Below are 22,540 nucleotides of genomic sequence, written 5' to 3' on the forward strand. Positions count from 1 at the left end.
CGAATTTAGGATTATTTTTTATGAATATTTTTCACATAATCGTCTTTATTAACTTGTCTCGCTCTGGCAATAGCAAGCGCTTTTCCAGGTACATCTTCCGTAACAGTTGAACCTGCCGCCACATAAGCGCCTTCTCCGACTGTGACAGGGGCAACCAAGTTGGAGTTGCAGCCGATAAACGCGCCATCTTCAATTTTTGTCAAATACTTATTCTTCCCATCATAATTGACAGTAATTGAACCGCAGCCCAGGTTTACATCAGTGCCTACCTCAGCATCACCGACATAGCTTAGATGAGATGCCTTGCTTCGGTCTCCGAATTGAGTCTTTTTAATTTCAACAAAGTTGCCGATCTTCACTTCATTCCCGATGACAGAATCAGGTCTGATGTGAGCAAAAGGTCCTATGTTTACATCATTCCCCACTTTACTGTGATTGACTACCGATTGTTTAATAACCGTACGGCTGCCGATGGAACTATTCATAATCTCCGTATGAGGGCCAATTATCGTATCTTCTCCGATTTGCACCTCACCTTTAATTACAGTTCCAGGATAAATCACAGTATCGCTTCCGATAACAGCGTCGGGAGAAATATACGTATTCATCGGGTCAATCAACGTCACGCCATTTTGCATATGCCGTTTATTAATATGCTCTTTCATAAATTGTTCTGCTTGAGAAAGAGCAACTCTATCATTAACTCCGAGCGTTTCTTGGAAATTACCAGTCTGGTAAGCGGCAACAGTTTCGCCTTCATTTTTAAGAATCTCTATGACATCCGGCAAATAATACTCGCCTTGGGCGTTATCATTAGACACCTGATCAATAGCCCGGAATAGCGCTTCATTGTCAAAACAATACGTACCGGTATTGATCTCAGTTACAAGACGTTCTTCTTCAGAGGCGTCCTTATGCTCAACGATTTTTTGAACCGCTCCGTTTTGGCTGCGAATAATGCGGCCATATCCGGTTGGATCTTCTGCAACCGCAGTTAAAATCGTAGCTTTCGCTTCTCTTTGTGTATGTTCTTTCAGCATCTGTTCCATCGTCTCTGCTGTTAAAAGCGGCGTATCTCCGCAAATGACAATCGTGACGCCTTTTTCGTCAGCAAGAAATGGCTGTGCCTGTTTTACAGCATGAGCAGTGCCAAGCTGTTCTGCTTGAAGCGCATACTCGCTTTTATCACCAAGCTGCTTTTTCACTTCTTCCGCACCATGTCCGACAATCGTGACAAGCTTCGATAAAGATAATTTTAAGGCTTCGTCCACGACGTGCTCTACCATAGGCTTACCGCAAACTGGATGAAGGACTTTATAAAGCTTCGATTTCATTCTCGTTCCTTGTCCAGCCGCTAAAACAACTGCAAACCGCTTATCCATTTATTGGCCTCCAATATCCCTTTTATCCATAGAAAAATATATCCTAAATATCTTCTGATTTCAAGGAGACTTCATGAAGTGCAAGAATTTTCTATTGAGTGCAAATACGTTTGAAAAATCAGAATTAAAAAAGGACCGCTGGCAAAAGGCTTATGTCAGCCCTTTCAGCAGTCCTTGCTTTTTGGTTATTTTTTAAGAAGCTCCAGCTTCTTCGAATTCTAATGCTTCAGTGTCACCCAGACGATGATACTCATTTAACACGGCATCTTGAATCTTTCCTCGCGTGCTTGAATTAATAGGATGAGCAATATCGCGGAACTCTCCATCAGGGGTGCGTTTACTCGGCATCGCAACGAAAAGACCATTGTTTCCATCAATCACACGAATATCATGTACAACAAATTCGTGATCCAGCGTGATGGATGCAATCGCTCTCATGCGACCATCGGTATTCACGCGGCGTAATCTTACGTCAGTAACTTCCACAGTAGTTCACCACCTTTTCCCTATATAAAAGCATTAGTGTATCAATTCCACGATTTTCTCTGAAATCCTGCTCGTTTTTAAAATATTTTTTGAAAAAATAGGATATAGTTACACAATTAGGTCATATCGCTTTTATTTCGGGCATAAGGTAAATAAAAAAGTGATCCCGGGCACCCCCAGAATCACTTTTCTTATTATTTTACCAATGCAATAACTTCAATTTCGACTAGCGCATCCTTCGGGAGTCTTGCGACTTCCACACAAGATCTCGCCGGTTTGTGAGTGTCAAAATATTGTCCGTACACTTCGTTTACTTCCGCAAACTGTTCCATATCCGCGATAAACACAGTTGCTTTTACAACTGTTTCAAAAGAAGCACCCGCTTCTTCCAGAACCGCTTTTAAGTTGCTGAATACTTGATGAGTCTGCTCCTTAATATCTCCGTTCACCATTTCGCCTGAAGTAGTCAAAGGAATTTGGCCTGAGCTGTAAAACATATTGTTGACGATAATCCCTTGTGAATAAGGCCCAATTGCCGCTGGGGCATGTTTTGTGTGGACTGCTTTTGTCATGATTCTGTCTCTCCATTCTTCAAAAGATTGTCTTTAAAAAAACGCAGAAAATTGCCATTCTGAATTTCAATGGACTTCTCTTTCATGTTGATGGTTGAAAGAGTAAGAAGTGACATATATTCATCAACAAGACGTTCATCTACTCCTTCGGCCTCTACTAAGACGCCGATTCCCGCCACATTTGCGTTAAACTCATCCAACAGGTTAATCATACCATTTATTGTGCCGCCTGCTTTCATAAAGTCATCAATAATGAGTACGTTTGAACCCGTTTTCATGCTTCTTTTCGCAAGTGACATTGTTTGAATGCGGTTTGAGGAGCCTGAAACGTAATTAATGCTGACTGTGGAGCCTTCTGTTACCTTATTGTCTTTACGAACGATCACAACAGGCACATTCAAATAGCTCGCAGCTGCGTACGCAAGAGGGATGCCTTTCGTGGCAACGGTCATGACAACATCAATATCGCGCTCTGCAAACACGGAAGCAAAAAGCTTCCCTACCTTGGAGAGTACAGATGGCTTTCCTAAGATATCCGTTAAATATACATAACCGCCCGGAAGGATACGTTCAGGATTTGCCAGCGACTGTCCAAGAGTCTGCACAAACTCTTCAGCTTCAGCCTGCTTCATTTTCGGAATATATTTAACGCCTCCGGCAGCACCGGGAACAGTAAGCAAAGTACCGATCCCCTGCTGTTCAAAGGTTTGTTTAATAATTGTTAAATCTTCACTGATCGATGATTTTGCAGATTCATACCGCTCAGAGAAAAAGGTTAGCGGTATTAACTCGTGCGGATGGGTTAACAAGTAATTTGTTAAGTCCACCAATCTGCCGCTGCGACGAAACTTCATGAACTTACCCCCAAAATCCGAATATTTTAAGATCAATATAACTTAACATACGGATTTAATCAAGAGCGTTCTGTTCGCCGATCATTCTCACCGCATAAACTTGATCGCAGAAGCCTCTTAACCCGTTATAAATTCTCTGCACCTTCGACTCATACTGAACCAGTCCAAACACTGTCGGACCGCTCCCGCTCATTAACACAGCATCTGCACCAAAGCGTTTCATCTGGTTTTTGATCATCGCGACTTCAGGATGCAGATCAAGCGTAACAGATTCGAGCACATTGCCTAAACGGCTGCACATCTTCTGAAAACTCTTTTCCTCTATCGCCTCGATCATGCCTTGTACATCAGGATGTTCTATGTCATCCAGTTTCAGCGCTCTGTACACTTCAGCAGTCGAAACACCGATTGTCGGCTTCGCTAAAATGACCCAGCAGTGCGGAGGCGTGCTGATATGTTTAATTTTCTCGCCGCGCCCTGTTGCAAGTGCAGTTCCTCCATAGACACAAAATGAAACGTCGGAGCCAATTTCCGCTCCAAGCTCAGCAAGCGTTTCCGCAGAAAGATTTAAATTCCACAGTCTGTTCAGCCCTCTGAGCGTCGCCGCCGCATCACTGCTTCCGCCGGCAAGACCGGCAGCCACCGGAATTACCTTCGTAATCATGATGGAAACTCCCTTTTTCACGTTGTATCTGTCCTTGATCAGCTTGGCGGCCTGATAAGCTAAGTTTCTTTGGTCATCAGGCACAAAACGGTTGTGGGAGGAAACCCTCACTTCATCCTCTGCCAGCTCCGTCAATTCAATTCGATCAGCTAAATCAATTGTCGTCATGATCATTTCGACTTCATGATAACCATCCGGGCGTTTTCGGGTGACGTCAAGTGACAGATTAATCTTGGCTGGCGCTTTTTCTAAAATACGCATAGCTTTCACCTACTTCTCCATCTAAACATAAGTATGAACATTGTATCACATTTGAAGTACAGGATGAACATATCCATATTCAGCCCATTATGTATTTATATCCAATATAAAAAACCGGGGAACGGCACGTCCCCCGGGTCACATCCTTATCGGTTATTATGATTCTGAGCCATTTGCTGTTCAGCGATTTCAATGGCGCGCTTTACCATATTACCAGCATCGCGGGCCCGAATTTCGCCCCAACCGCCATTTTTTACTGTGTCATAAAAACCAAGGTCCTTAGCCAGCTCATATTTAAACTCATCTGACATAACTCCACGACGTCTGCCCAAACGAAACAACCCCTTTTTTAGAAGTGATAGCCATTCGTGCACGTCACGATAATATGTGACTGTTTTATCTTTTGTTAAATCAAATGGAACTTTCGTTAAAATTACTGGAAACCAAAAAAGGGCAAAACAAAAAGCAGTAAACAAAAGGTTCACTGCCCGTTAAAATGCCACTGAGCTTGCTGCGTCATCATTAAATGTCAGCTCAACAGTCTCAGTCAAAATATCAGCATAACTGTATGAAACTCTTTCAAACGAGTTCTCGTCTTGATCTAGTTGTATCACAAAAACAGAAGGGTACGTCTCAGCTAAAATGCCCGAACGCTCAATCGTTTTTCGGCGGCCACCGTTTGCTTTTAACGTCAGCCTTTTACCTAAATTCCCATCAAGCGATCTTTTAATATCGGACAACGTCTTCGCCATTGCATCCACCTCACTACATTTATTGTACAACACGAGCCCATTTTTGTCAAATAAAATTTAAATTATATCAACGTTAATAAGACGTTGTCAATAAAATTATTTTGACAAAATTCTATGATTCCTCAATTATGTTCCGCAAGTTTCGGTAAATTATGTATCATTATGCAAAATAAAAAACCCGCATAGATCTACTATGCAGGTTTTCAACTGTTAATTGGACTTATAAGGCATACCAATTCTCAGTACTCCTCTTGTTTCAATACCTCCAAGCCCTTTCTCTCTTGTCAGCGTATTACGGAGCACTTCCCATACATTGATCCGTTCCATAAACGGTGTAAAGCTGATCTTCGCGACGATATATACCGGATCAAGCGCATGAATATTTACTCTTGATGGTGAACTCGCAAAATTTGCACCCGCTCTGATGAGTGATTCAAAATGGGATTGGCAAGCCCCCGCAAAAATAACAAGCTGATCTAAGTGAGGGATCTTTTTTCGGGCTTTATGAACGGTTTCAACAAAGTGCTTAGAATGTCTGTACGCGTTCAAATCATCAATGCCGCCCTTTTGCTTCGAATACGCATCATGCCCTGTGATCACCAGGATATCTGGTCGATATTTGTCGAGCAATTCTTCAATAGAAGCAGACATTTTCTTTTCGTGGCAATGGATGCCATAGACCGGCACTCCAATTTTTTTATAGACATTCAGGCATTTTTTCAGATATGCTTCGTCACCATCCAGATGAAGCACTTTGCCAGGCATATGGAAATAATGCTCCTGATGCTGATATTGGCTTGTCGCAAAGTACTCCTGCTTTTCTCTGAGCAGCTTATAATCCTGGCGGAGCAATTCGAGCGACTCATTCATCCTGCTCTCATCTTTCTTTTTCCGCATCATCTGCTCATCCTTTTTCACTGCCACCAGATCAGAAAAATCCGAATCAGCAATCAGCCTGACTTCATCTCCATGCAAAATGGCAATTGAATTTCCTTTGCTTGTTTGCTCTATTCCTATAATTCGAAACAAAACATCCATTTGATAGGATTTTCTGGCTACCATATCCCCTATTTGAAATTGCACGTTCCTCACTCCACACATAGACTAAGCCTCATCATGAAAGAAAGAGCCTTGAGAAAGCGCCTTTTTTCGCTGAGTCCAAGTTTTTTCTTATCATTGAATGAAAGGTCCTTCTCTAGCCTATGTAGCGGCAGTCCATGTGGTGCGCAAAACAAAAAGCCCTTTTAGAAAAGGGCTTTCCTATTGTTGAAAAAACGCTAAAACGGTTTCTCTTTAGCGTTTTTTCTCCTTTCAGCGTGATTGAAAACCCTTGAAGTCTAGGAAAGGCGAGCATCGGAGCGCAGCGAATGTTATAATTCGTGAGCATTGAAGCGCAGTCTTGACAACGAATGCGAGGGTTTGTCGATACGCTGAAAGCCCTTTTAGAAAAGGGCTTTATACAATCCGTTAGACAGCGCTGCGAACTCCTCGATAGACAGGGATTCACCTCGGCGTTTGCCGTCAATATTTGTTTCTTTAAGCACTTGCTCAATCGTTGATTTTTGTGCTTTTCCTTCAGGCAGATTGTTAACTAAGTTATTGAGCAGCGTTTTACGACGCTGTGCAAAGCTTGCCTTGATGAGCTGAAAGAAAAAGGATTCGTTTTCTACGTCCACTGCCGGGCCGTCTCGGAGAATCAGACGGATGACTGCGGAATCGACATTAGGCTGAGGGACAAATACGGTTTTCGGAACGATCATCACCGTTTTGGCTTCTGTATAAAACTGCACCGCGATTGAAAGCGAGCCGTATTCCTTAGATGAAGGATCAGCCGCCATGCGCTCAGCCACTTCTTTTTGCAGCATGACCACAATCCCTTTCAGCGGAAGATGCTCTTCAAGCAGTTTCATGATAATCGGTGTTGTTACGTAATAAGGAAGGTTGGCTACTACCATGATCTCATCGCAGTCTTGAAATTGTTCTTCAATGACCGATTTGACATCAGCCTTTAACACGTCCTGATGAATGACAGTGACATTGTCGTAAGGTAACAGCGTGTCCTTCAGAATCGGCAGTAAACGCTGGTCAATCTCAAATGCCACGACTTTTTTCGCCCGCTTGGCAAGCTGTTCGGTTAAAGCACCGATTCCTGGGCCGATTTCAATGACACCTGTTTTCTCCGTCACTTCTGCGTGATCCACAATTCGGTTTAAAATGTTCGTATCAATTAAGAAATTCTGTCCTAAGCTCTTTTTAAAAGAAAAACCGTATTTCTTCAATATCTCTTTCGTTCTAATCGGTGTCGCAATATCTTTATTCATTCTGTTCCTCCCGCATAACGGTATCGAGCGCACTCATAAAATCACTTTTTTTAATTTGAAACATTTGCAGCCGTTTTTGAAGTTGTTTGCCATTTGTATAGCCGATTTTCAACAGATCACCCAGTCGTTCGCGGCGGCGTTTGGCCGCAGATCCGCCTATTAGTCCGGCATGAATCAAATCCTCAGCCAAAATCTCACTCGGCTGCGCTTCCATCTCCTCATGGACATTTTCTAAACATGCCCTAATGCTTTCAACCGATGCATGCTCCACACCAATTCCCCGCTTGTTTTTAGGTTTGGCAAGGTGCTTTGGCAAAAATGCATGCTTACAGCCGGGTACAGCCTCTGAAATGGTTTTGCGGATCTTCTCTCCCGGAAAGTCCGGATCCGTTAAAATAATCACGCCTCTGGTCTTCTGAGCCAAACGGATTTGGTCAATCACATGATCGTCGATAGCTGAACCATTTGTTTCAATTGTGTCTGCATCAACAGCCAATTTGATGCGGGCCGTATCGTCACGCCCCTCGACCACAATGATCTCTTTTATTTTCATTATTTCCTCCAAGACAAAATAAAAACTTTTGTATATTTATGAAACTTTTTCTTATGTCGAGCGTCTAATAAGCATAAAATACACTTTGTCTATTATAACGAAAAAAACAGAGGGCGCAAAACCCTCTGAATCATAAGTATATATTAATTTAAGACTTTAATTTTGACTGTTTTATTTCCCCATCGGTACGCCGATGATTTCTCTGGGAAAAAGACGTCTATTTTGTTCCCTTTAATCGCTGAACCAGTATCTGCAGCAATGGCATATCCATAGCCTTCCACGTGGACTTTGGAGCCTAGCGGAATGACATTGGGATCCACAGCGATGACTTTGGCATTCGGATTATTTTTTAAATTGACGCCTGTCGCTGTATGTCCTGAACAGCCGCTGCAGCTTGCCGTATAAGCCGTAGAAGATACAGTCATGACTTTTCCTGATGATTCATTGCTGCGGGACACAACTGTTTTTGAATCACCTGAAGCGCTGACCTTTTCAACTTTTGGACTGCTCTGCTTTGTGCCGACAGCAATCACTTTATCTTTGCTTTGTTCAGCTGTTTCTTCTTTTACAAGCTCTCTGGACACTTCTTTGCCGTTTTCTTTAACGACCTCGAAATGTTTCTTAAGCTTGCCTTCTTTTCCTTTTTGGACGACCTTTTCTTCCCCTTTTTCAAGAGAAGCGTCTTCTTGCTTTTTCACATCGAACGCAATCTTCTCTTCAACTACATCGGTGACCTTTTCGATACGAGTAATTGTAATATCAGCCTTTCCTTTCGTCAGCTTTGCATCTAACGCAGGCTTGATTTTATCTTCGTCTTTTATGTGCATCTTTTGCTGTTTTAAAAAGTCAGCGACCGTAGTCGAAGTCGTCCAGATCTTCTTTTGTTTTCCTGCATCATTCACAATAACCTGAAATGCGGGCTCTATGTTAATCTTCATGTCTTTCGAAATATCTGTATCTATTGCGGGATCAACTTGATCTTGTTCTTTCACATCAACATCTTGTTCGTCCAGTAATGCACCGACCGTTTTTGCTGTTGACCATAATGTCTTTTCTTCCCCGTTTATTGTAAGCTTCACAGGTTTTGCAGCCTCATACACAACGTCCATATCTGCTGTTATCTTTGTCTGTTTAGCAGGTGTGATCTTGTCTTCGTCTCTTGTTTTGATATCAAGCGTCTCCAAAAGATCACCGACTGTACTTGCATGTGTGCGTATATGTTTCTTTTTGCCATTGATAGAAACTGAGACTGATTGTTTCGTCAGCTCATGAGCCGCGTACGCAGTCCCGCTTCCTGCCAAAAGCAAACAAGCAGCAACCAGAATGACTTTGCTTTTGCTAAGCTTTACGGAAAACAGCTTTTTCATTTTTTGTGTGATGAAAAACGCCTCCTTCTCCTCGGAGAGATTATATAGAGTATCTAAAAGGCTGTCAACCCTCCCTTCTCTTTCTCCCAAAAGCTCAGTGTCTTCTTCATTATCCTGAAATACACTGAGAAACGGAAGAAAGACTTGTCGACAAACCTATCCTATGAGGAGAAGAAAGCATGTAGAACTTTTATAGAAAAACGCTGTAAGGGACAAGCTCTTACAAAACCCGCTAGCGTTTTTTGTCAGTTTATACGGAAAAGTCTTTTCGCATTTTCAGTCGTGATTGAGGCAATCTCCTCAAAGGTCATTTCTTTTAATTCTGCGATTTGTTCTGCCACATATTTCACATAGCTCGGTTCATTTCTTTTCCCGCGGAAAGGGTGAGGCGTGAGAAACGGGCAGTCCGTTTCAATCAGCAACCGGTCATTCGGAATTTCCTTCACTACTTCCTTCGGTTTCTTCGCGTTTTTGAATGTCACCGGCCCTCCAAATGATAAATAAAAATTCATTTTCATGCATTCTCTTGCCACTTCCGCACTTCCTGTAAAGCAGTGCATGATTCCGCCCACAGCTTCTGCGCCTTCCTCTTTCAGAATAGTCACGACATCCTCCGTTGCATCACGGTTATGAATGATAATAGGCAGATTGACCTCTTTCGCTAAGGCAATTTGTTTTCTAAACACCTCTTTTTGAATGTCTTTAGGTGATTTATCCCAGTGATAATCAAGTCCCATTTCACCTATCGCTACCACTTTCTCATGAGCAGAAAGCTCTTTAATCCAAGCTAAATCTTCCTCTGTCATGTCAATCGCGTCAACAGGATGCCACCCGATAGCTGCATAAATAAAATCATATTCCTCAATCATTTCCATCGCACGGGTAATGGTTGGACGGTCAAAACCAACTACGACAATTCGTTCAACTTTTTCAGCTTTTGCCCGTTCAATAACCTCTTCCAGATCAGTATCATATTGTTCCGCATTTAAATGCGCATGTGTGTCAAACAACATAAGTGAAAAACTCCTTTCTTGTCGAAACACAAAAGGTGTTCGACGAATTGTTACACGTGAAACACCTTTTGTTTATCATTATTTAATTCTTGTGCCTTTTGGTAACGACTGATCGATAGATACGACTTTTAAGACGCCGTCTGCTTCCCCTGCAAGGATCATACCTTGAGAAAGCTCGCCTCTCAGTTTAACCGGTTTTAGATTTGTTACACAAACGAGTTTCTTTCCAACAAGCTCTTCAGGCGTATAATGCTTCGCTATTCCGGATACCACTTGGCGCTTTTCAAAACCAAGATCCAGCTGCAGCTTCAATAACCTGTCTGCTTTTTTTACTGGCTCTGCCTCAATGACCTCAGCTACGCGAAGCTCTACATCCATGAATTGATCAATCATAATTTCAGGTAAACGATCGACCTCTTGCGGCTCTTCTTCTTTTGTTTCTTCTTTCGCTGGTGCCGAACCTTGCATTTTCCCTTTGATATAAGCAATTTCTTCCTCTGCCTCTAAACGTGGGAACAACGGCTCGCCTTTTTGTACTTTTGTATCTTTCAGCTGGCCGAAAGCTGTAATGCTGTCCCAAGCTTTTAAAGATTCATCAGTAATGCCCAGCTGCTCGAACATTTTTTCCGGTGTTTTTGTTAAGAATGGCTGAAGCAGTACCGCTGAAATACGCAATGATTCAGCTAGATGATACATAACGGATTGCAGTTCTTCTTCTTTTGCCGGATCTTTTGCAAGCACCCATGGAGCTGTTTCATCAATGTATTTATTAGTGCGGCTGATGAGCTGCCATAAAGTCGAAAGTGCCACCGAGAACTCCATATTTTCCATTGCTTTCTCATAAGCTTTCACTGTTTCTTCAGCAACCGAAGTGAGCGTTTGGTCAAATTCCGTAACAGCACCTTTGTAAGAACCGATCTGTCCGTCAAAATACTTATTGATCATCGCAACAGTACGATTCAATAGGTTTCCTAAATCATTCGCTAGATCATAGTTGATGCGCTCAACAAATCCTTCCGGCGTGAATACACCGTCAGATCCGAACGGCACTTCGCGAAGCAGGTAATAGCGAAGCTCGTCTAACCCATAGCGTTCAATTAATGTAACCGGATCTACAACGTTTCCTTTTGATTTCGACATTTTTCCGTCTTTCATCAAAAGCCAGCCATGAGCGAATACTTGCTTTGGCAGAGGCAGATCCAGAGCCATCAGCATAATTGGCCAGTAAATCGTATGGAATCGTACAATCTCCTTACCGACTAAATGAACATCGGCAGGCCAATATTTTTGATAAAGCTCATCATTTTCTGTATCATAACCTAGTGCTGTTAAATAGTTAAATAGTGCGTCAATCCAAACATATACAACGTGCTTTGGGTTTTCCGGCACCTTTACGCCCCAATCAAAAGTGGTACGTGATACTGCCAAATCCTCGAGTCCAGGCTTGATAAAGTTATTAATCATTTCATTTTTGCGTGATTCCGGCTGGATGAAGGTCGGATTTTCTTCATAGTATTTCAAAAGACGATCCGCGTATTTGCCCATACGGAAGAAATAAGACTCCTCTTTGATCAATTCAACTGGGTGACCGCTGTCAGGGCTTTTTCCGCCGATGACCTCTCCCTTTTCATTCCGCTCGATATCAACAAGCTGAGTTTCCGTGTAGAACGTTTCATCAGGGATGCTGTACCAGCCTTCATACTCATCAAGATAGATGTCCCCATTATCAAGAAGCTTTTGAAACACCTTTTCAATGACAACTTTATGCCGTTTTTCTGTCGTACGGATGAAGTCGTCGTTTGAGATTTCAAGCTGCTTCCACAGTTTTTGAATATCTGCCGCTGCACGATCCACATACTCCTGAGGTGTAATGTTTTCCTGTTCAGCTTTTTGCTGAATCTTTTGTCCATGCTCGTCCGTTCCCGTTAAATAGCGAACATCGAACCCTTTTAATCTTTTGTAGCGTGCCATTGCATCTCCCGCGACTGTCGTATATGCATGGCCGATATGTAATTTTCCGCTCGGATAATAAATCGGTGTTGTAATATAAAATGTATTGTTTTCTTGCGGCATCTTGAAACCTCCTAATCAGAATGTCAAAAAGCTCCCGCCCAAAGGACGAGAGCGGCGATAAGTGCAAATCATATATGAATATTATTTATATTTATCCTTTATCTATGATACCATCTTAGCCTTTAAGATCAAGAATATATACATATGCCCTGAAAAAGAATAATTAAAATTAAAAATCTTTAATGAAAATAAAAAAAGTCTGTTCGTGTCGAATTTTGTCGTATATAATCAAATGAAATAAAAAACTTTGGTTCGAAAGTCTTGATTTAAAAGGATTTTTAGTAGGATAATAGCTTTATTAAATATTTATAAAATGCTGTTATTTCGGTAGTTTCCAAGACATTACTGACTATAAGAACTAATTCTTACAATCAATAGTAAACAAAATGATTGACGATTATTGGAAACCTTGTTATGCTATGAAGGTAAGGATTTTGTCGAATAATGACGAAGAAAAATATAATTTAAACAAATAAGTATCTCTTGGGAGGAGAATGTTTATGAAATCTACTGGTATTGTACGTAAAGTTGATGAATTAGGACGTGTAGTTATTCCTATCGAATTGCGTCGTACTCTTGGAATCGCAGAAAAAGATGCTCTTGAAATTTATGTTGATGATGAAAAAATCATCCTTAAAAAATATAAACCAAACATGACTTGCCAAGTAACTGGTGAAGTTTCTGATGATAACCTTAAACTTGCAGGCGGTAAATTGGTTCTTAGTAAAGAAGGCGCTGAGCAAATCATCAGCGAAATCCAAAACCAGCTTCAAAACCTTAAATAATCATTTCTTGTACAAAAAACGTTCTTGTTATGACACAAGAACGTTTTTTTATTGCTTAATATGGTAAGCATCGTACATTTCACGCTTTGGTACATTGCGATCGACTGCTGCTTTTTTAATGGCTTCTTTAGAAGTAGCGCCTTTCGAGATGTAATGCTCGACATGTTCTTTCGCAGTGAGGGTTTCCCACCATTGTTCTTCCTCATCTGCTTCTTCATTATTACTTCCTTCTACGACAAGACAAAACTCGCCGCGTATCTGATCCTCGTTTGCCCATTCGATGACCTCGGATATCGTTCCTCGGATAAACTCTTCATATTTTTTAGTGAGTTCACGCGTTACAGCGATTTCTCGATCCCCTAATATCTCTGCCATCGCTGACAAGGTTTCCTTCAATCTGTGAGGCGCTTCATAAAAAATGATCGTTTCCCGCCGTTTTTTAAGGGCTTCAAGCTCCTTCTTCTTTTCTTTTTTCTGTCTGTTGAGAAAACCATAAAAGAAAAAAGGCTGCGGTACAATACCTGAAGCAATAAGAGCTGTTAATGCAGCGTTAGCTCCCGGCAACGGAACAACATAACCGCCTATATCCGTAAAATCTTTCACGATTTCAGCTCCAGGATCAGAAATTGTCGGCAGACCGGCATCACTGACAAGAGCAATGTTTTTTCCCGATTTCAGCCATTCAATAATTTTGTGCCCGCTGCTTTCTTTATTGTGTTCATGATAGCTGACCAGCGGTGTTTCAATTTCATATACATGACAAAGCTTTTTCGTTTGCCTCGTATCTTCCGCAGCAATCGCATCCACTGATTTCAGCGTATCGATCGCCCGGAATGTCATATCCTCTAAATTTCCGATTGGGGTTGGGACCAAGTAAAGAATTCCCATGTCCGACTTTCCATTAAAGCTCATTTGGCGCCTTAACATATACAGCCTCCTTGCTGTTCCGCTTTTCTTCTATATAAAGCTCTTTTTTCTTTCGAGTTAGTTTTTTGAAATAATATTCAGCCTGCATAGCTTCTCGTTTGGTATCGAAAGCTTCAGCAAAAATCAATTCAACCGGACGTCTTACTTTTGTATACTTTGCGCCCTTTCCGTCATTGTGTGTTTTCACCCGTTTATGCAGATCGTTGGTATACCCGGCATACCAGCTATTGTCCCTACATTTCACGACGTAGAAGAAATGATTATTTGTCTCCATATAAAATGGTCCTGATCTCTTTTGTGTATTCATTTTGTTCATCATAAACGAACAAAGGAGGAAGAATTTTTAAATCTGGACGCCCGCCTTTGATCCCTTCAACCAAAATGGTATTGGCTTCTTTCCCTTGCTTCGGATAGACAAATTGCACACGCTTTGGCTCGATTTGATAAGCCTTCATCAGTTCAAAAATCTCCAAAAGCCGTCCCGGCCGGTGAACAAGCGCTGCTTTTCCTCCTTGTTTGAGCAGCTTGCTGCTGACTGAAATGACATCCTCCAGTGTGCAGTGAATTTCATGTCTTGCAATTCGGAGATGCTCGTTCATGTTTTGTTCAGTTTGTTTCGGCGTTTTAAAATACGGCGGGTTGCAGGTGACAACATCATATCGATTATGTCCAAGTTTCTCCGGCATGTTTTTCAGATCATCATGTATGATCTGAATCTGACCCTGCAGCTTATTGTACTCCACACTGCGAATAGCCATATCATGCAGCCTTTCTTGAATTTCGACTCCAAGAATGTCTGCTTTTGATCTTGTACTGATCAGCAGCGGCACAATGCCATTGCCGGTGCACAAATCAACAATTTTTCCTTTTTGTATCGGAACGTACGCAAATTTGGACAGAAGCACAGCGTCCAATGAAAAAGCAAACACCGTTGGACTTTGTATGATTTTCATGTCCTCTGCCAGCAAATAATCTAATCTTTCATCATCACGTAATGAAACCATCTTCTTATCCTTTCAGTACCTTTGAAAAAGGCTCCCGTCTTATGCGGAAGCCTTTTCCCTATTTTTTATTTAAGAATGACAGACAGAAAAGACAATCTTCTTTTCGAACACTTCCATAGTGGACATTGCAGATATGAAATCCTTCTTGATACAGTCGTGCCAGATTATCATATCCTTCCCCTATATCAGTTTGCTCTGTCTTTTGTGTTTTTGATTCTTTTTTATCAGCTTTGAACTTTTCAATCTGCTGCGTCGTATCGTCCAGCCGTTTGCGCAAATGCTTGTTTTCAAGCTGTAAATGATGATTTTCCTCAATCATCTCACCGATATGCTGCTTCAAATCCCCCAGCTGCCGGTACAGTGAACCAATTTGTTCTTCTAAGTTAATGACTGTATCAAATAACTCTTTTTTATCCAAGGTTCCACACCTCGTTAATCTGTGGTTTGTGCGGATACGACGCCCTCTTCCAAGAGCTCTTCCCAAGTATATTCTATCACTTTTTCACGGTTTATCAGTTCCACCTGAAGCACCCGTTCCAGAATATTTAGTCCGACGACCTTCGCGGGACCGTTTGCTGTCGTAATCATTTCTCCAATATCCGGAAGCTGTTCTTTTGCGGTCTCATACTCATCGTTCTCATATTTTAAACAGCACATCAAACGTCCGCAAAGACCTGAAATCTTCGTAGGATTTAAAGACAAGTTCTGATCCTTGGCCATTTTAATGGAAACGGGTTCAAAATCTCCAAGAAACGTTGAACAGCAAAGCATTCTTCCGCAAGGACCGATTCCTCCGAGCATTTTCGCCTCATCCCTCACTCCGATTTGGCGCAGCTCAATTCTTGTCTTAAAGATAGAAGCCAAATCCTTTACAAGCTCTCTAAAATCCACTCGGCCGTCAGCAGTGAAGTAAAAAATGACTTTATTGCGATCAAACGTGAATTCAACATCGACCAGCTTCATATCCAAGCCGTGTTCAATCACTTTCTTTTGGCAGATATCAAATGCTGATAGTGCTTCTTGTTTATTCTCTTCTACAATGAGAAGATCGCGCTCGTCAGCCACACGTATCACTTTTCGAAGGGGAAGCACCACATCATGCTCATCCACCTGTTTATTTGCAATCACGACCTGGCCGTACTCAACGCCTCTGACAGTTTCTACAATTACGCAGCTGTCATGTTCTATATGAAATCCATTCGGATCAAAATAATATATTTTACCCGCTTTCTTAAAGCGGACACCAATTACATTGTACAAGCTTATCCCTCCTGCAACATTAACACCAAGTGCTCCATTAATCCTTGTACATTCACATTGGAATGAAGCCGTTTCTTTGCTTCTAAAACAGCAAGTATCTGATTCGTAACGCTTTGTTGTGTTGATTGTAGCGCATGCTGTTTTATTGATTGGAATAAGTCTTGATAAATCAATTTATCTTCATTTCCTATTTGGATGGACAACACATCACGATATATCAATAAGAGCATATCAAGACCCATTTCTTGATGGGTTTTTTCTTTGAAAAAGGGCATCCATTGATCTTGAATAAAGAAAAAAGCATGTCCTTTCCGCTGGTGTAGGACTTCATACAATTTTATCACTTTCGCTCTAGACTCTGCAAACTCATCATTTCGACTTAATTCGACTGCTTCTGCCACATTATTGGTCATGTTGGCCAGAAGCCTTGCCATATGAGGCGAGACGTCCTGTTCGATCAGTCTGTCTTCAATTGCTTGTGGCTGCAAAGGCTGAAAGGGAAGGGTTTGGCATCTTGAAATGATGGTATCCAATAACCTTTGGGGCTGCTCAGTGATGAGGATGGCCATAGTGTCTTTATTCGGTTCTTCTAAAAATTTCAGCAGGCTGTTCGCCGCATTTGCTGTCATTTGATCTGCGTGCGAAATAATATACAGCTTTTTATGCGATTCAAGTCCAGTCTTAGAAAACTCTTCTTGCAACGCTTGAATTTGCGCCTTTTTGATCGATAAGCCATCAGGCTGAACAAGATGGAGATCGGGATGGTTCCCCGACTCTATCCGTTTACAGTTTCGGCAGCTCTCACAAGGCTCCGCGCCATCCTCCAAACAAAAGAAGCTTTTTGCAAGAAGGAGCGCGGCATCAAGCTTGCCTGTTCCTTTTTTCCCCTCAAACAAATAAGCGTGTGATAATCTGTCCTTCTCAATACTATTATATAAAAGCTTCATCACTCTGGGCTGAAGCTCGTTCATTTCCTTCCAGGATATTGCCATTGTATCACTCTCTATGTGTAAAGGTTAATCAATAAACCTTTTATTTCGCCAATACGCTCCAGCAAATCAATTGCCGGTTTTTCCTGATCCATCATATCTTCTGTAAGCTGTATCAATTTTTCATCTATTTCTTTCACAAGTCCCAGCGTTCTGCTGTTCCCGTAAAGATCAAAGCTTTTCGACGTTTCATGTGAAAGGCCGCTGTCCACAGCTTCTTTGACAAAACGTTTCACAAGTCCTTTAAATCTCGCTAAGTCTTTAAAGTTCCGCGATTTCGTTAGCCTTTTTCCAAATGCCTCTATGTCGGATAACAGCCTGGTAAGCTGATCAAGCTTCAATTTGCTGCTTTGGTTTTCCATTGATGTTTTAAATGATGCTGTGATCTCAGATGTTTTCACAGAGGGAAGCTGCTTATTATCTATAAATGTACGTATATCTTTATTAATTTTCACAGTTTCAAATCCTTAAAATTGATGAAATTCATCGACTGGAAGGACAAATACTGTCGCTCCGCCAACTTCAACTTCGACTGGATAAGGGACATAAGAATCAGCATTTCCGCCCATTGGAGATACAGGGGCAATCATTTGGTCACGTTTCTGTCCGTTTTCTTTAATAAGACTCAACGCTTTATTGACGCGTATATCCTCAACACCAATCATAAACGTTGTATTGCCTGATTTAAGAAATCCTCCCGTCGTCGCAAGCTTTGTGACCCTGAAGTTGTGATCCGTTAAGGTTTTCAAAAGTCTGTTGCTGTCCTGATCTTGTACAACTGCCACTATCAATTTCATCTGTGAAGGCCTCCTTTAGATTGGAAACAACATGATCTCGTTTACATTATTATATCAACTATTGGGAAACAGGTCACAATTGAATTTTTTTCAATGCTTCATTGATCACCTTTAGAACATCCTGAACGACAAGGTCTTTAGATTGCCCGGCATCAACTGAATGGAATCTTTCCGGAAATCGTTTCATCAGCTCTTGATAACCTTCCTGTACCTTTGTATGAAAGTCCAGTTTTTCTAAATCGAGCCTATTTTTCTCCCGTGAGCCGTTTGCATAAATACGCTTCAGTCCTTCTTCCGGATCAATTGAAAAATAAACCGTTACATGGGGCATCATATCTCCAATGGCAAATTCATTAATGGACAGAACCTCATCGATTCCAAGTCCTCTTGCATATCCTTGATACGCAAGCGAACTGTCTATGAATCTGTCGCAAAGAACGACATGCCCCTCTTCTAAAGCAGGTTTTACTTTTTCAACTAAATGCTGGCGTCTCGCAGCCGCATATAAGAGAGCTTCTGTTTTTGGGTCCATTAATGTGTTGTGCTCATTCAGAATAACCTCTCGAATTTGTTCTGCAATATCTATTCCGCCCGGCTCTCGAGTTGCCATAACCTGAAGGCCTTCAGCTGACAGTATGTTTTTGATTTCCTGGAGAACAGTTGTTTTCCCCGCCCCTTCAGGACCTTCGAATGTAATAAATAAACCGCTCATGATTTCTCCTCTTCTATATAAACAAGTAGTTGTTTCTCTTTGATTTTCATATTCCCTTGAACATGCGTTTTCATGCTGATCAAGCGGCTGAGCTTTTGCACACTTTCTTTTGTTATTCTTTCTCCTGCCATAATCATCGGGATACCCGGAGGATAAGGGATGATATCCTCTGCATTCAGCCGGCCTGCTGCTTCCCCAAAGTCCACATATTCATTCTTAAACGAATATAAAACCTTTTTTTGATAAGGCAAGACAGTAACAGGCTGCGCTCCCCATTCTGCAGGCACAAAAGGCTGATCCGGAGGCGTTTTCTCAATCTCCTCATCAATGCTTCTAATGGTTTCAGCGTTTATTCTCCGTTTTCCTCCCAGTGGGAGAACGAGCAGTACTTGATTTTCGTCAGCAAGCTCAGTGAATATGTTAGCACGCTCTAATATGCTTTGCAGTGTATAGCCAGAATGCCCGCGTTTTGAACGAATGGTAAGCTTCAGCGGGTCCGCTATAACCTGTGTATTAGCAGGGTTAACAGCTTCTGCATTTGTAAGTGAATCAAACGTTTGTTTAAGTGTTTGTATTCGCTGCAAAATGTCAGGAAGCTTTTGTTCTTCTATAATATGCTGTACATAAGCACGGGCAATGTCTAACGAAGCCATAATCGGATAAGACGGGCTGCTGCTTTGTAATCGGTTTAAATACTCTGCCACCCGATCCCTGTCAACTCTGCAGCTGCTGTTGAGGTGCAAATAAGAGCCCATCGTCATGGCAGGCAACGTTTTGTGGGCCGACTGAACAACAATATCTGCCCCCATTTTTAAAGCTGAGACTGGAAAAGGCTCTCCTAAAATAAAATGTGCGCCATGTGCTTCGTCCACCAAAACAGGAATCCCGTAATGATGGGCCTCCGTAATGATTTCGGTCAAATCAGCACTATGCCCATAATATGTGGGATTGGTCAGTACCAAGCCTTTCGCATCAGGATATGCTGCCAAGGCTTCTTTAATTGTACCAAGCGGAACATGCATAGGCACATGCATCGCTGGATCAACGTCAGGTGCGAGATAAACCGGCTCTGCACCAGCCAAATCAACAGCATGAAATACAGACTTATGACAGTTTCTTTGAACCAAAATTGTATCACCAGGTTCACAAACAGATAAAATCATCGCTAAGTTTCCGACAGTCGTACCGTTCACCAGAAAAAAACTTTCGGCCGAACCATATAATTGACTGACAAGCTCCTGAGCTTCCTTAATTACCCCGGAAGGATGATGGAGATCATCCAGCCCTGCCAGTTCAGTTACATCAATGGTGAGAAGAGGATCGAATATTGACTTGGCGTCATCAAAAAAGACATCTCCATTGTGATGTCCCGGAACATGAAATGAATGAGAATTTCTTCTCGCATGTTGAATTAATGCTTTATATAAAGGTGTGTTCATGAAAACAATCCTTTGAATGTGTCTTCTTACACTTTATTATATCGTGCCTCTGACAGAACTTAAAGCCAGACTTACTGGTAACTACCTTTCCTTTATTGTAAGCAGCTTTTGCTTTAGGTCGCCTTCCATCATCATGAGCTCTTCTTCTGCCTGACGGCGTTTGATTCGTCCTTCTTCTTGTATAGTCAGCGTTTCTTCAAGCGTGCTTATTAAGCTTTCCTGCACCTTTTTTAAGGTATCTATATCAACTAGGCCTCGTTCATTTGCCCGTACGGTTTCAATTGTATTGGTTTTTAAAAGCTCCGCATTTTTCAGCAAAAGCTCATTGGTTGTATCCGATACTTTCTGCTGTGCATCCACTGCATTCCGCTGCCTTAAAAGTGTCAGTGCGATCGCAACTTGATTTTTCCAAAGCGGAATCGCTGTCACAATGGATGACTGGATCTTTTCAGCTAACGCTTGGTTTGTATTTTGAATCAGTCTGATTTGCGGAGCACTTTGGATTGTAATTTGCCTGCTCAGCAGCAAATCGTGCACTCTTTTATCTAATCGGTCAGCAAATTGCATCAAATCATTTACTTCTTGAACGGCCATTTGGTTATGATCACTCGATTCAGCCTGTTGCTTCAGTTCAGGAATTGTTTTTGTTTTTAATTCCTCCAGCTTCAGTTCTCCTGCAGCAATATAAACATTCAGCGCTGCGAAATACTCTTTATTTTTAACATACAACTGCTCTAATAGCTTATTGTCACTGATTAAAGCATTTTTAGAGTGCTCCAGCTTCAAGCTGATTCTGTCTATCTGCACGCTGGTCTTTTGATATTTAGACAGCACCTCTTGAAGAGAATTTGATACTCTTCCAAACATGCGTGCCAAAAAACCCTTTTTCTTAGATTGAAGATCATCAGGATTTACTTGCTCCAGCTTTTTCATCAGCTCTCCAAGTATTTCGCCAATCTCTCCGACATCCTTCTTTTGAACATGGTTAATCATATCATGAGAAAAGTTCAGCAGTTTAGACTGAGCTTGTGAACCGTATAAGACAATGCTTTGCATATTTTTATGATCAATCTGTCCAGCAAGCTGAATTGCTTTTTCCTTGTTTTCCTCAGGAAGAACATCAACAAGCCGTACTTGCTCTTTCTCTGCTTTTACAGCCTCCGAACCTGATATCTCTATATCACCACCAAAAGGGTCTGCCAATAATTCATCTATATGAAGGTCGCTTTGATCTCGGTTCATCGCTTTTACCCTCTTCCATTATTTCTTTAATGAATGTTTTGCTGCATCTAATTCAAATTGCAACTCGTCAATTTCATCACCCATTACTTGAGTTAAATCTTCCTCTAAACGCTTGGTCAATTCAGTAAGAGTGATGCGTGTCTCACTTAACGACATCAACAATTCTTTGCTTTTTTTCGGGTGAGATGATAGAAAAGCATACTTCTCTGTCAATTCAACAACCGAATCGAGAGTTTGATAAAAAAATCGCTCTGCCTGATAAAACCGCTTTGGCTCTTTTTTGGTTAGCAAATAAATCCTTCTGACAAGCCTAAGGATTTCCGCATTTTGCTTAAACATTTGAATGCTTTTAGCCTGAAACAATGCTTTTCTAAGACGTATGATTTTCCGCCTTGCTTCCTCTAGGTTTTTCTTAATGTAAGCATACTCTCTTCCTGTCAATTCATGCTTTTTAAGAAATAACCGTCTTGCATTCCAGATACCGGCTGTGTATACGACTGCCCCTGAAGCAAGCCCATAAACAAAAGATAAAAAAAGCGACTGATTTAAACCGAAAAAGCACAATATCCCTATGAAAACAAAAGTCGCACTGCTAGTTAAACTCCACATCAAAAAGTGAAAAAATCTCTGCATGAGATAATCGACTCCTGTGTCTATACTCAGTTTTAATATTATTATCTACTACGTTCAATTCTTAAACAAGTTTCATCTTCTTTTTATTATGAAGCGTACAAAAAAAGACCTTTTCAGGTCTATGAATATAATGGCGGTGTATGAATGCTCTTTAGTTTTTTTACGTAAAAGGCATATTCAGGATCAGAAGTTGATGTAGAAATTACTTTTCTCTCACAATCTAAGCATATGAATTTCGTATAAAGATGAATGCCTCTATTCTTCTCTTGATCACAAATCACACATGTATGATTAAGTTTAGCTGTTTCGTCCACCTTCTCCACCTCCATACAATTAGCCTCTCCTTAAAACGGCTATTGTATACACTATTTAGATCTTTTTGAAACTTGGAATCAGTATATGGGCTATATAAGCTCTCGGTGTTTGTATTTGTTTGTTTTTCTCGATCTTGAGT

At 41.4% G+C, this 22,540-nt stretch carries 27 protein-coding genes; 1 reads left to right on the forward strand and 26 read right to left on the reverse strand.

What is annotated here, in order from left to right; translation table 11 throughout:
- Positions 1-11: 11 nt before the first annotated feature.
- From glmU to metG, 13 genes are all read right to left on the reverse strand, one after another.
- Entirely contained in the window at positions 12-1,382 is a 1,371-nt protein-coding gene (gene glmU / locus BFW96_RS20605; protein WP_069840435.1) for a bifunctional UDP-N-acetylglucosamine diphosphorylase/glucosamine-1-phosphate N-acetyltransferase GlmU, read from the reverse strand.
- Positions 1,383-1,574: 192 nt separating this feature from the next.
- Positions 1,575-1,868: a septation regulator SpoVG gene (gene spoVG / locus BFW96_RS20615; protein ID WP_003218346.1), complete on the reverse strand. Its 294-nt coding sequence runs from the start codon at positions 1,866-1,868 to the stop codon at positions 1,575-1,577.
- Between the two features lie 194 nt (positions 1,869-2,062).
- A complete protein-coding gene (ridA, locus tag BFW96_RS20620; protein WP_069840437.1) occupies positions 2,063-2,440 on the reverse strand; it encodes a 2-iminobutanoate/2-iminopropanoate deaminase in 378 nt (125 codons plus the stop codon).
- Positions 2,437-3,294 (reverse strand): pur operon repressor, encoded by an 858-nt coding sequence (gene purR, locus BFW96_RS20625; protein WP_014662485.1) that lies wholly within the window; start codon positions 3,292-3,294, stop codon positions 2,437-2,439. Before purR ends, ridA begins: the two co-directional genes overlap by 4 nt.
- Positions 3,295-3,349: 55 nt before the next feature.
- Positions 3,350-4,219, reverse strand: a complete 870-nt coding sequence (gene ispE, locus BFW96_RS20630) for a 4-(cytidine 5'-diphospho)-2-C-methyl-D-erythritol kinase (protein WP_040081072.1) — start codon at positions 4,217-4,219, stop codon at positions 3,350-3,352.
- 146 nt (positions 4,220-4,365) lie between these two features.
- Positions 4,366-4,551, reverse strand: coding sequence for a small, acid-soluble spore protein, alpha/beta type (locus tag BFW96_RS20635; protein WP_040081073.1), 186 nt, complete (start codon positions 4,549-4,551; stop codon positions 4,366-4,368).
- A gap of 159 nt (positions 4,552-4,710) precedes the next feature.
- Positions 4,711-4,971, reverse strand: a complete 261-nt coding sequence (veg, locus tag BFW96_RS20640; protein ID WP_003218330.1) for a biofilm formation stimulator Veg — start codon at positions 4,969-4,971, stop codon at positions 4,711-4,713.
- Between the two features lie 210 nt (positions 4,972-5,181).
- Positions 5,182-6,054, reverse strand: a complete 873-nt coding sequence (gene prtG / locus BFW96_RS20645) for a sporulation-specific protease PrtG (protein WP_040081075.1) — start codon at positions 6,052-6,054, stop codon at positions 5,182-5,184.
- Positions 6,055-6,413: 359 nt separating this feature from the next.
- Positions 6,414-7,292 (reverse strand): 16S rRNA (adenine(1518)-N(6)/adenine(1519)-N(6))-dimethyltransferase RsmA, encoded by an 879-nt coding sequence (rsmA, locus tag BFW96_RS20650; RefSeq protein ID WP_069840438.1) that lies wholly within the window; start codon positions 7,290-7,292, stop codon positions 6,414-6,416.
- On the reverse strand, positions 7,285-7,845 hold the full coding sequence (gene rnmV, locus BFW96_RS20655) for a ribonuclease M5 (protein ID WP_069840439.1): 561 nt from the start codon (positions 7,843-7,845) through the stop codon (positions 7,285-7,287). The genes rsmA and rnmV overlap by 8 nt, the downstream gene beginning before the upstream one ends.
- A gap of 143 nt (positions 7,846-7,988) precedes the next feature.
- Positions 7,989-9,302: a ubiquitin-like domain-containing protein gene (locus tag BFW96_RS20660; RefSeq protein WP_069840440.1), complete on the reverse strand. Its 1,314-nt coding sequence runs from the start codon at positions 9,300-9,302 to the stop codon at positions 7,989-7,991.
- A 155-nt stretch (positions 9,303-9,457) separates the two neighbouring features.
- Complete coding sequence (locus BFW96_RS20665; RefSeq protein ID WP_014475570.1) at positions 9,458-10,225, reverse strand: TatD family hydrolase; 768 nt, start codon at positions 10,223-10,225, stop codon at positions 9,458-9,460.
- 78 nt (positions 10,226-10,303) lie between these two features.
- Positions 10,304-12,298, reverse strand: coding sequence for a methionine--tRNA ligase (gene metG / locus BFW96_RS20670; protein WP_069840441.1), 1,995 nt, complete (start codon positions 12,296-12,298; stop codon positions 10,304-10,306).
- Between the two features lie 494 nt (positions 12,299-12,792).
- On the opposite strand from metG, the gene abrB reads away from it, so the two are divergent.
- Positions 12,793-13,083: a transition state genes transcriptional regulator AbrB gene (abrB, locus tag BFW96_RS20675; RefSeq protein WP_003226760.1), complete on the forward strand. Its 291-nt coding sequence runs from the start codon at positions 12,793-12,795 to the stop codon at positions 13,081-13,083.
- 48 nt (positions 13,084-13,131) lie between these two features.
- On the opposite strand, the gene rsmI is transcribed toward abrB, so the two are convergent.
- From rsmI to csfB, 13 genes are all read right to left on the reverse strand, one after another.
- Positions 13,132-14,010 carry a 16S rRNA (cytidine(1402)-2'-O)-methyltransferase gene (gene rsmI / locus BFW96_RS20680; RefSeq protein ID WP_014662478.1) on the reverse strand — a complete coding sequence of 293 codons (879 nt, stop codon included), beginning with the start codon at positions 14,008-14,010 and terminating at the stop codon, positions 13,132-13,134.
- Positions 13,985-14,284, reverse strand: a complete 300-nt coding sequence (locus tag BFW96_RS20685; protein ID WP_014662477.1) for a GIY-YIG nuclease family protein — start codon at positions 14,282-14,284, stop codon at positions 13,985-13,987. The genes rsmI and BFW96_RS20685 overlap by 26 nt, the downstream gene beginning before the upstream one ends.
- On the reverse strand, positions 14,271-15,014 hold the full coding sequence (locus tag BFW96_RS20690) for a tRNA1(Val) (adenine(37)-N6)-methyltransferase (protein WP_069840442.1): 744 nt from the start codon (positions 15,012-15,014) through the stop codon (positions 14,271-14,273). Before BFW96_RS20690 ends, BFW96_RS20685 begins: the two co-directional genes overlap by 14 nt.
- A gap of 58 nt (positions 15,015-15,072) precedes the next feature.
- The gene (gene yabA / locus BFW96_RS20695; protein WP_003218308.1) at positions 15,073-15,432 is read right to left on the reverse strand and encodes a replication initiation-control protein YabA; all 360 of its coding nucleotides are present in this window, start codon (positions 15,430-15,432) and stop codon (positions 15,073-15,075) included.
- A 14-nt stretch (positions 15,433-15,446) separates the two neighbouring features.
- Positions 15,447-16,274: a competence/sporulation regulator complex protein RicT gene (gene ricT, locus BFW96_RS20700; RefSeq protein WP_003226767.1), complete on the reverse strand. Its 828-nt coding sequence runs from the start codon at positions 16,272-16,274 to the stop codon at positions 15,447-15,449.
- Positions 16,275-16,276: 2 nt separating this feature from the next.
- Positions 16,277-17,266, reverse strand: a complete 990-nt coding sequence (holB, locus tag BFW96_RS20705; protein ID WP_069840443.1) for a DNA polymerase III subunit delta' — start codon at positions 17,264-17,266, stop codon at positions 16,277-16,279.
- An 11-nt stretch (positions 17,267-17,277) separates the two neighbouring features.
- Complete coding sequence (locus BFW96_RS20710) at positions 17,278-17,718, reverse strand: YaaR family protein (protein WP_069840444.1); 441 nt, start codon at positions 17,716-17,718, stop codon at positions 17,278-17,280.
- A gap of 12 nt (positions 17,719-17,730) precedes the next feature.
- Positions 17,731-18,060 carry a cyclic di-AMP receptor DarA gene (darA, locus tag BFW96_RS20715; protein ID WP_003242755.1) on the reverse strand — a complete coding sequence of 110 codons (330 nt, stop codon included), beginning with the start codon at positions 18,058-18,060 and terminating at the stop codon, positions 17,731-17,733.
- Between the two features lie 73 nt (positions 18,061-18,133).
- Complete coding sequence (gene tmk / locus BFW96_RS20720; RefSeq protein WP_014662473.1) at positions 18,134-18,772, reverse strand: dTMP kinase; 639 nt, start codon at positions 18,770-18,772, stop codon at positions 18,134-18,136.
- Positions 18,769-20,211, reverse strand: a complete 1,443-nt coding sequence (locus BFW96_RS20725) for an aminotransferase class I/II-fold pyridoxal phosphate-dependent enzyme (RefSeq protein WP_069840445.1) — start codon at positions 20,209-20,211, stop codon at positions 18,769-18,771. Before BFW96_RS20725 ends, tmk begins: the two co-directional genes overlap by 4 nt.
- 81 nt (positions 20,212-20,292) lie before the next feature.
- Positions 20,293-21,453 (reverse strand): toxic anion resistance protein, encoded by a 1,161-nt coding sequence (locus tag BFW96_RS20730; RefSeq protein WP_069840446.1) that lies wholly within the window; start codon positions 21,451-21,453, stop codon positions 20,293-20,295.
- An 18-nt stretch (positions 21,454-21,471) separates the two neighbouring features.
- Positions 21,472-22,086: a 5-bromo-4-chloroindolyl phosphate hydrolysis family protein gene (locus BFW96_RS20735; protein WP_069840447.1), complete on the reverse strand. Its 615-nt coding sequence runs from the start codon at positions 22,084-22,086 to the stop codon at positions 21,472-21,474.
- A 119-nt stretch (positions 22,087-22,205) separates the two neighbouring features.
- Positions 22,206-22,400 carry an anti-sigma-G factor gene (csfB, locus tag BFW96_RS20740; RefSeq protein ID WP_014662469.1) on the reverse strand — a complete coding sequence of 65 codons (195 nt, stop codon included), beginning with the start codon at positions 22,398-22,400 and terminating at the stop codon, positions 22,206-22,208.
- Positions 22,401-22,540: the final 140 nt, after the last annotated feature.

The organism is Bacillus sp. F56 (assembly GCF_001748205.1).
In the GTDB taxonomy this organism is placed as follows: Bacteria; Bacillota; Bacilli; order Bacillales; family Bacillaceae; genus Bacillus; species Bacillus stercoris.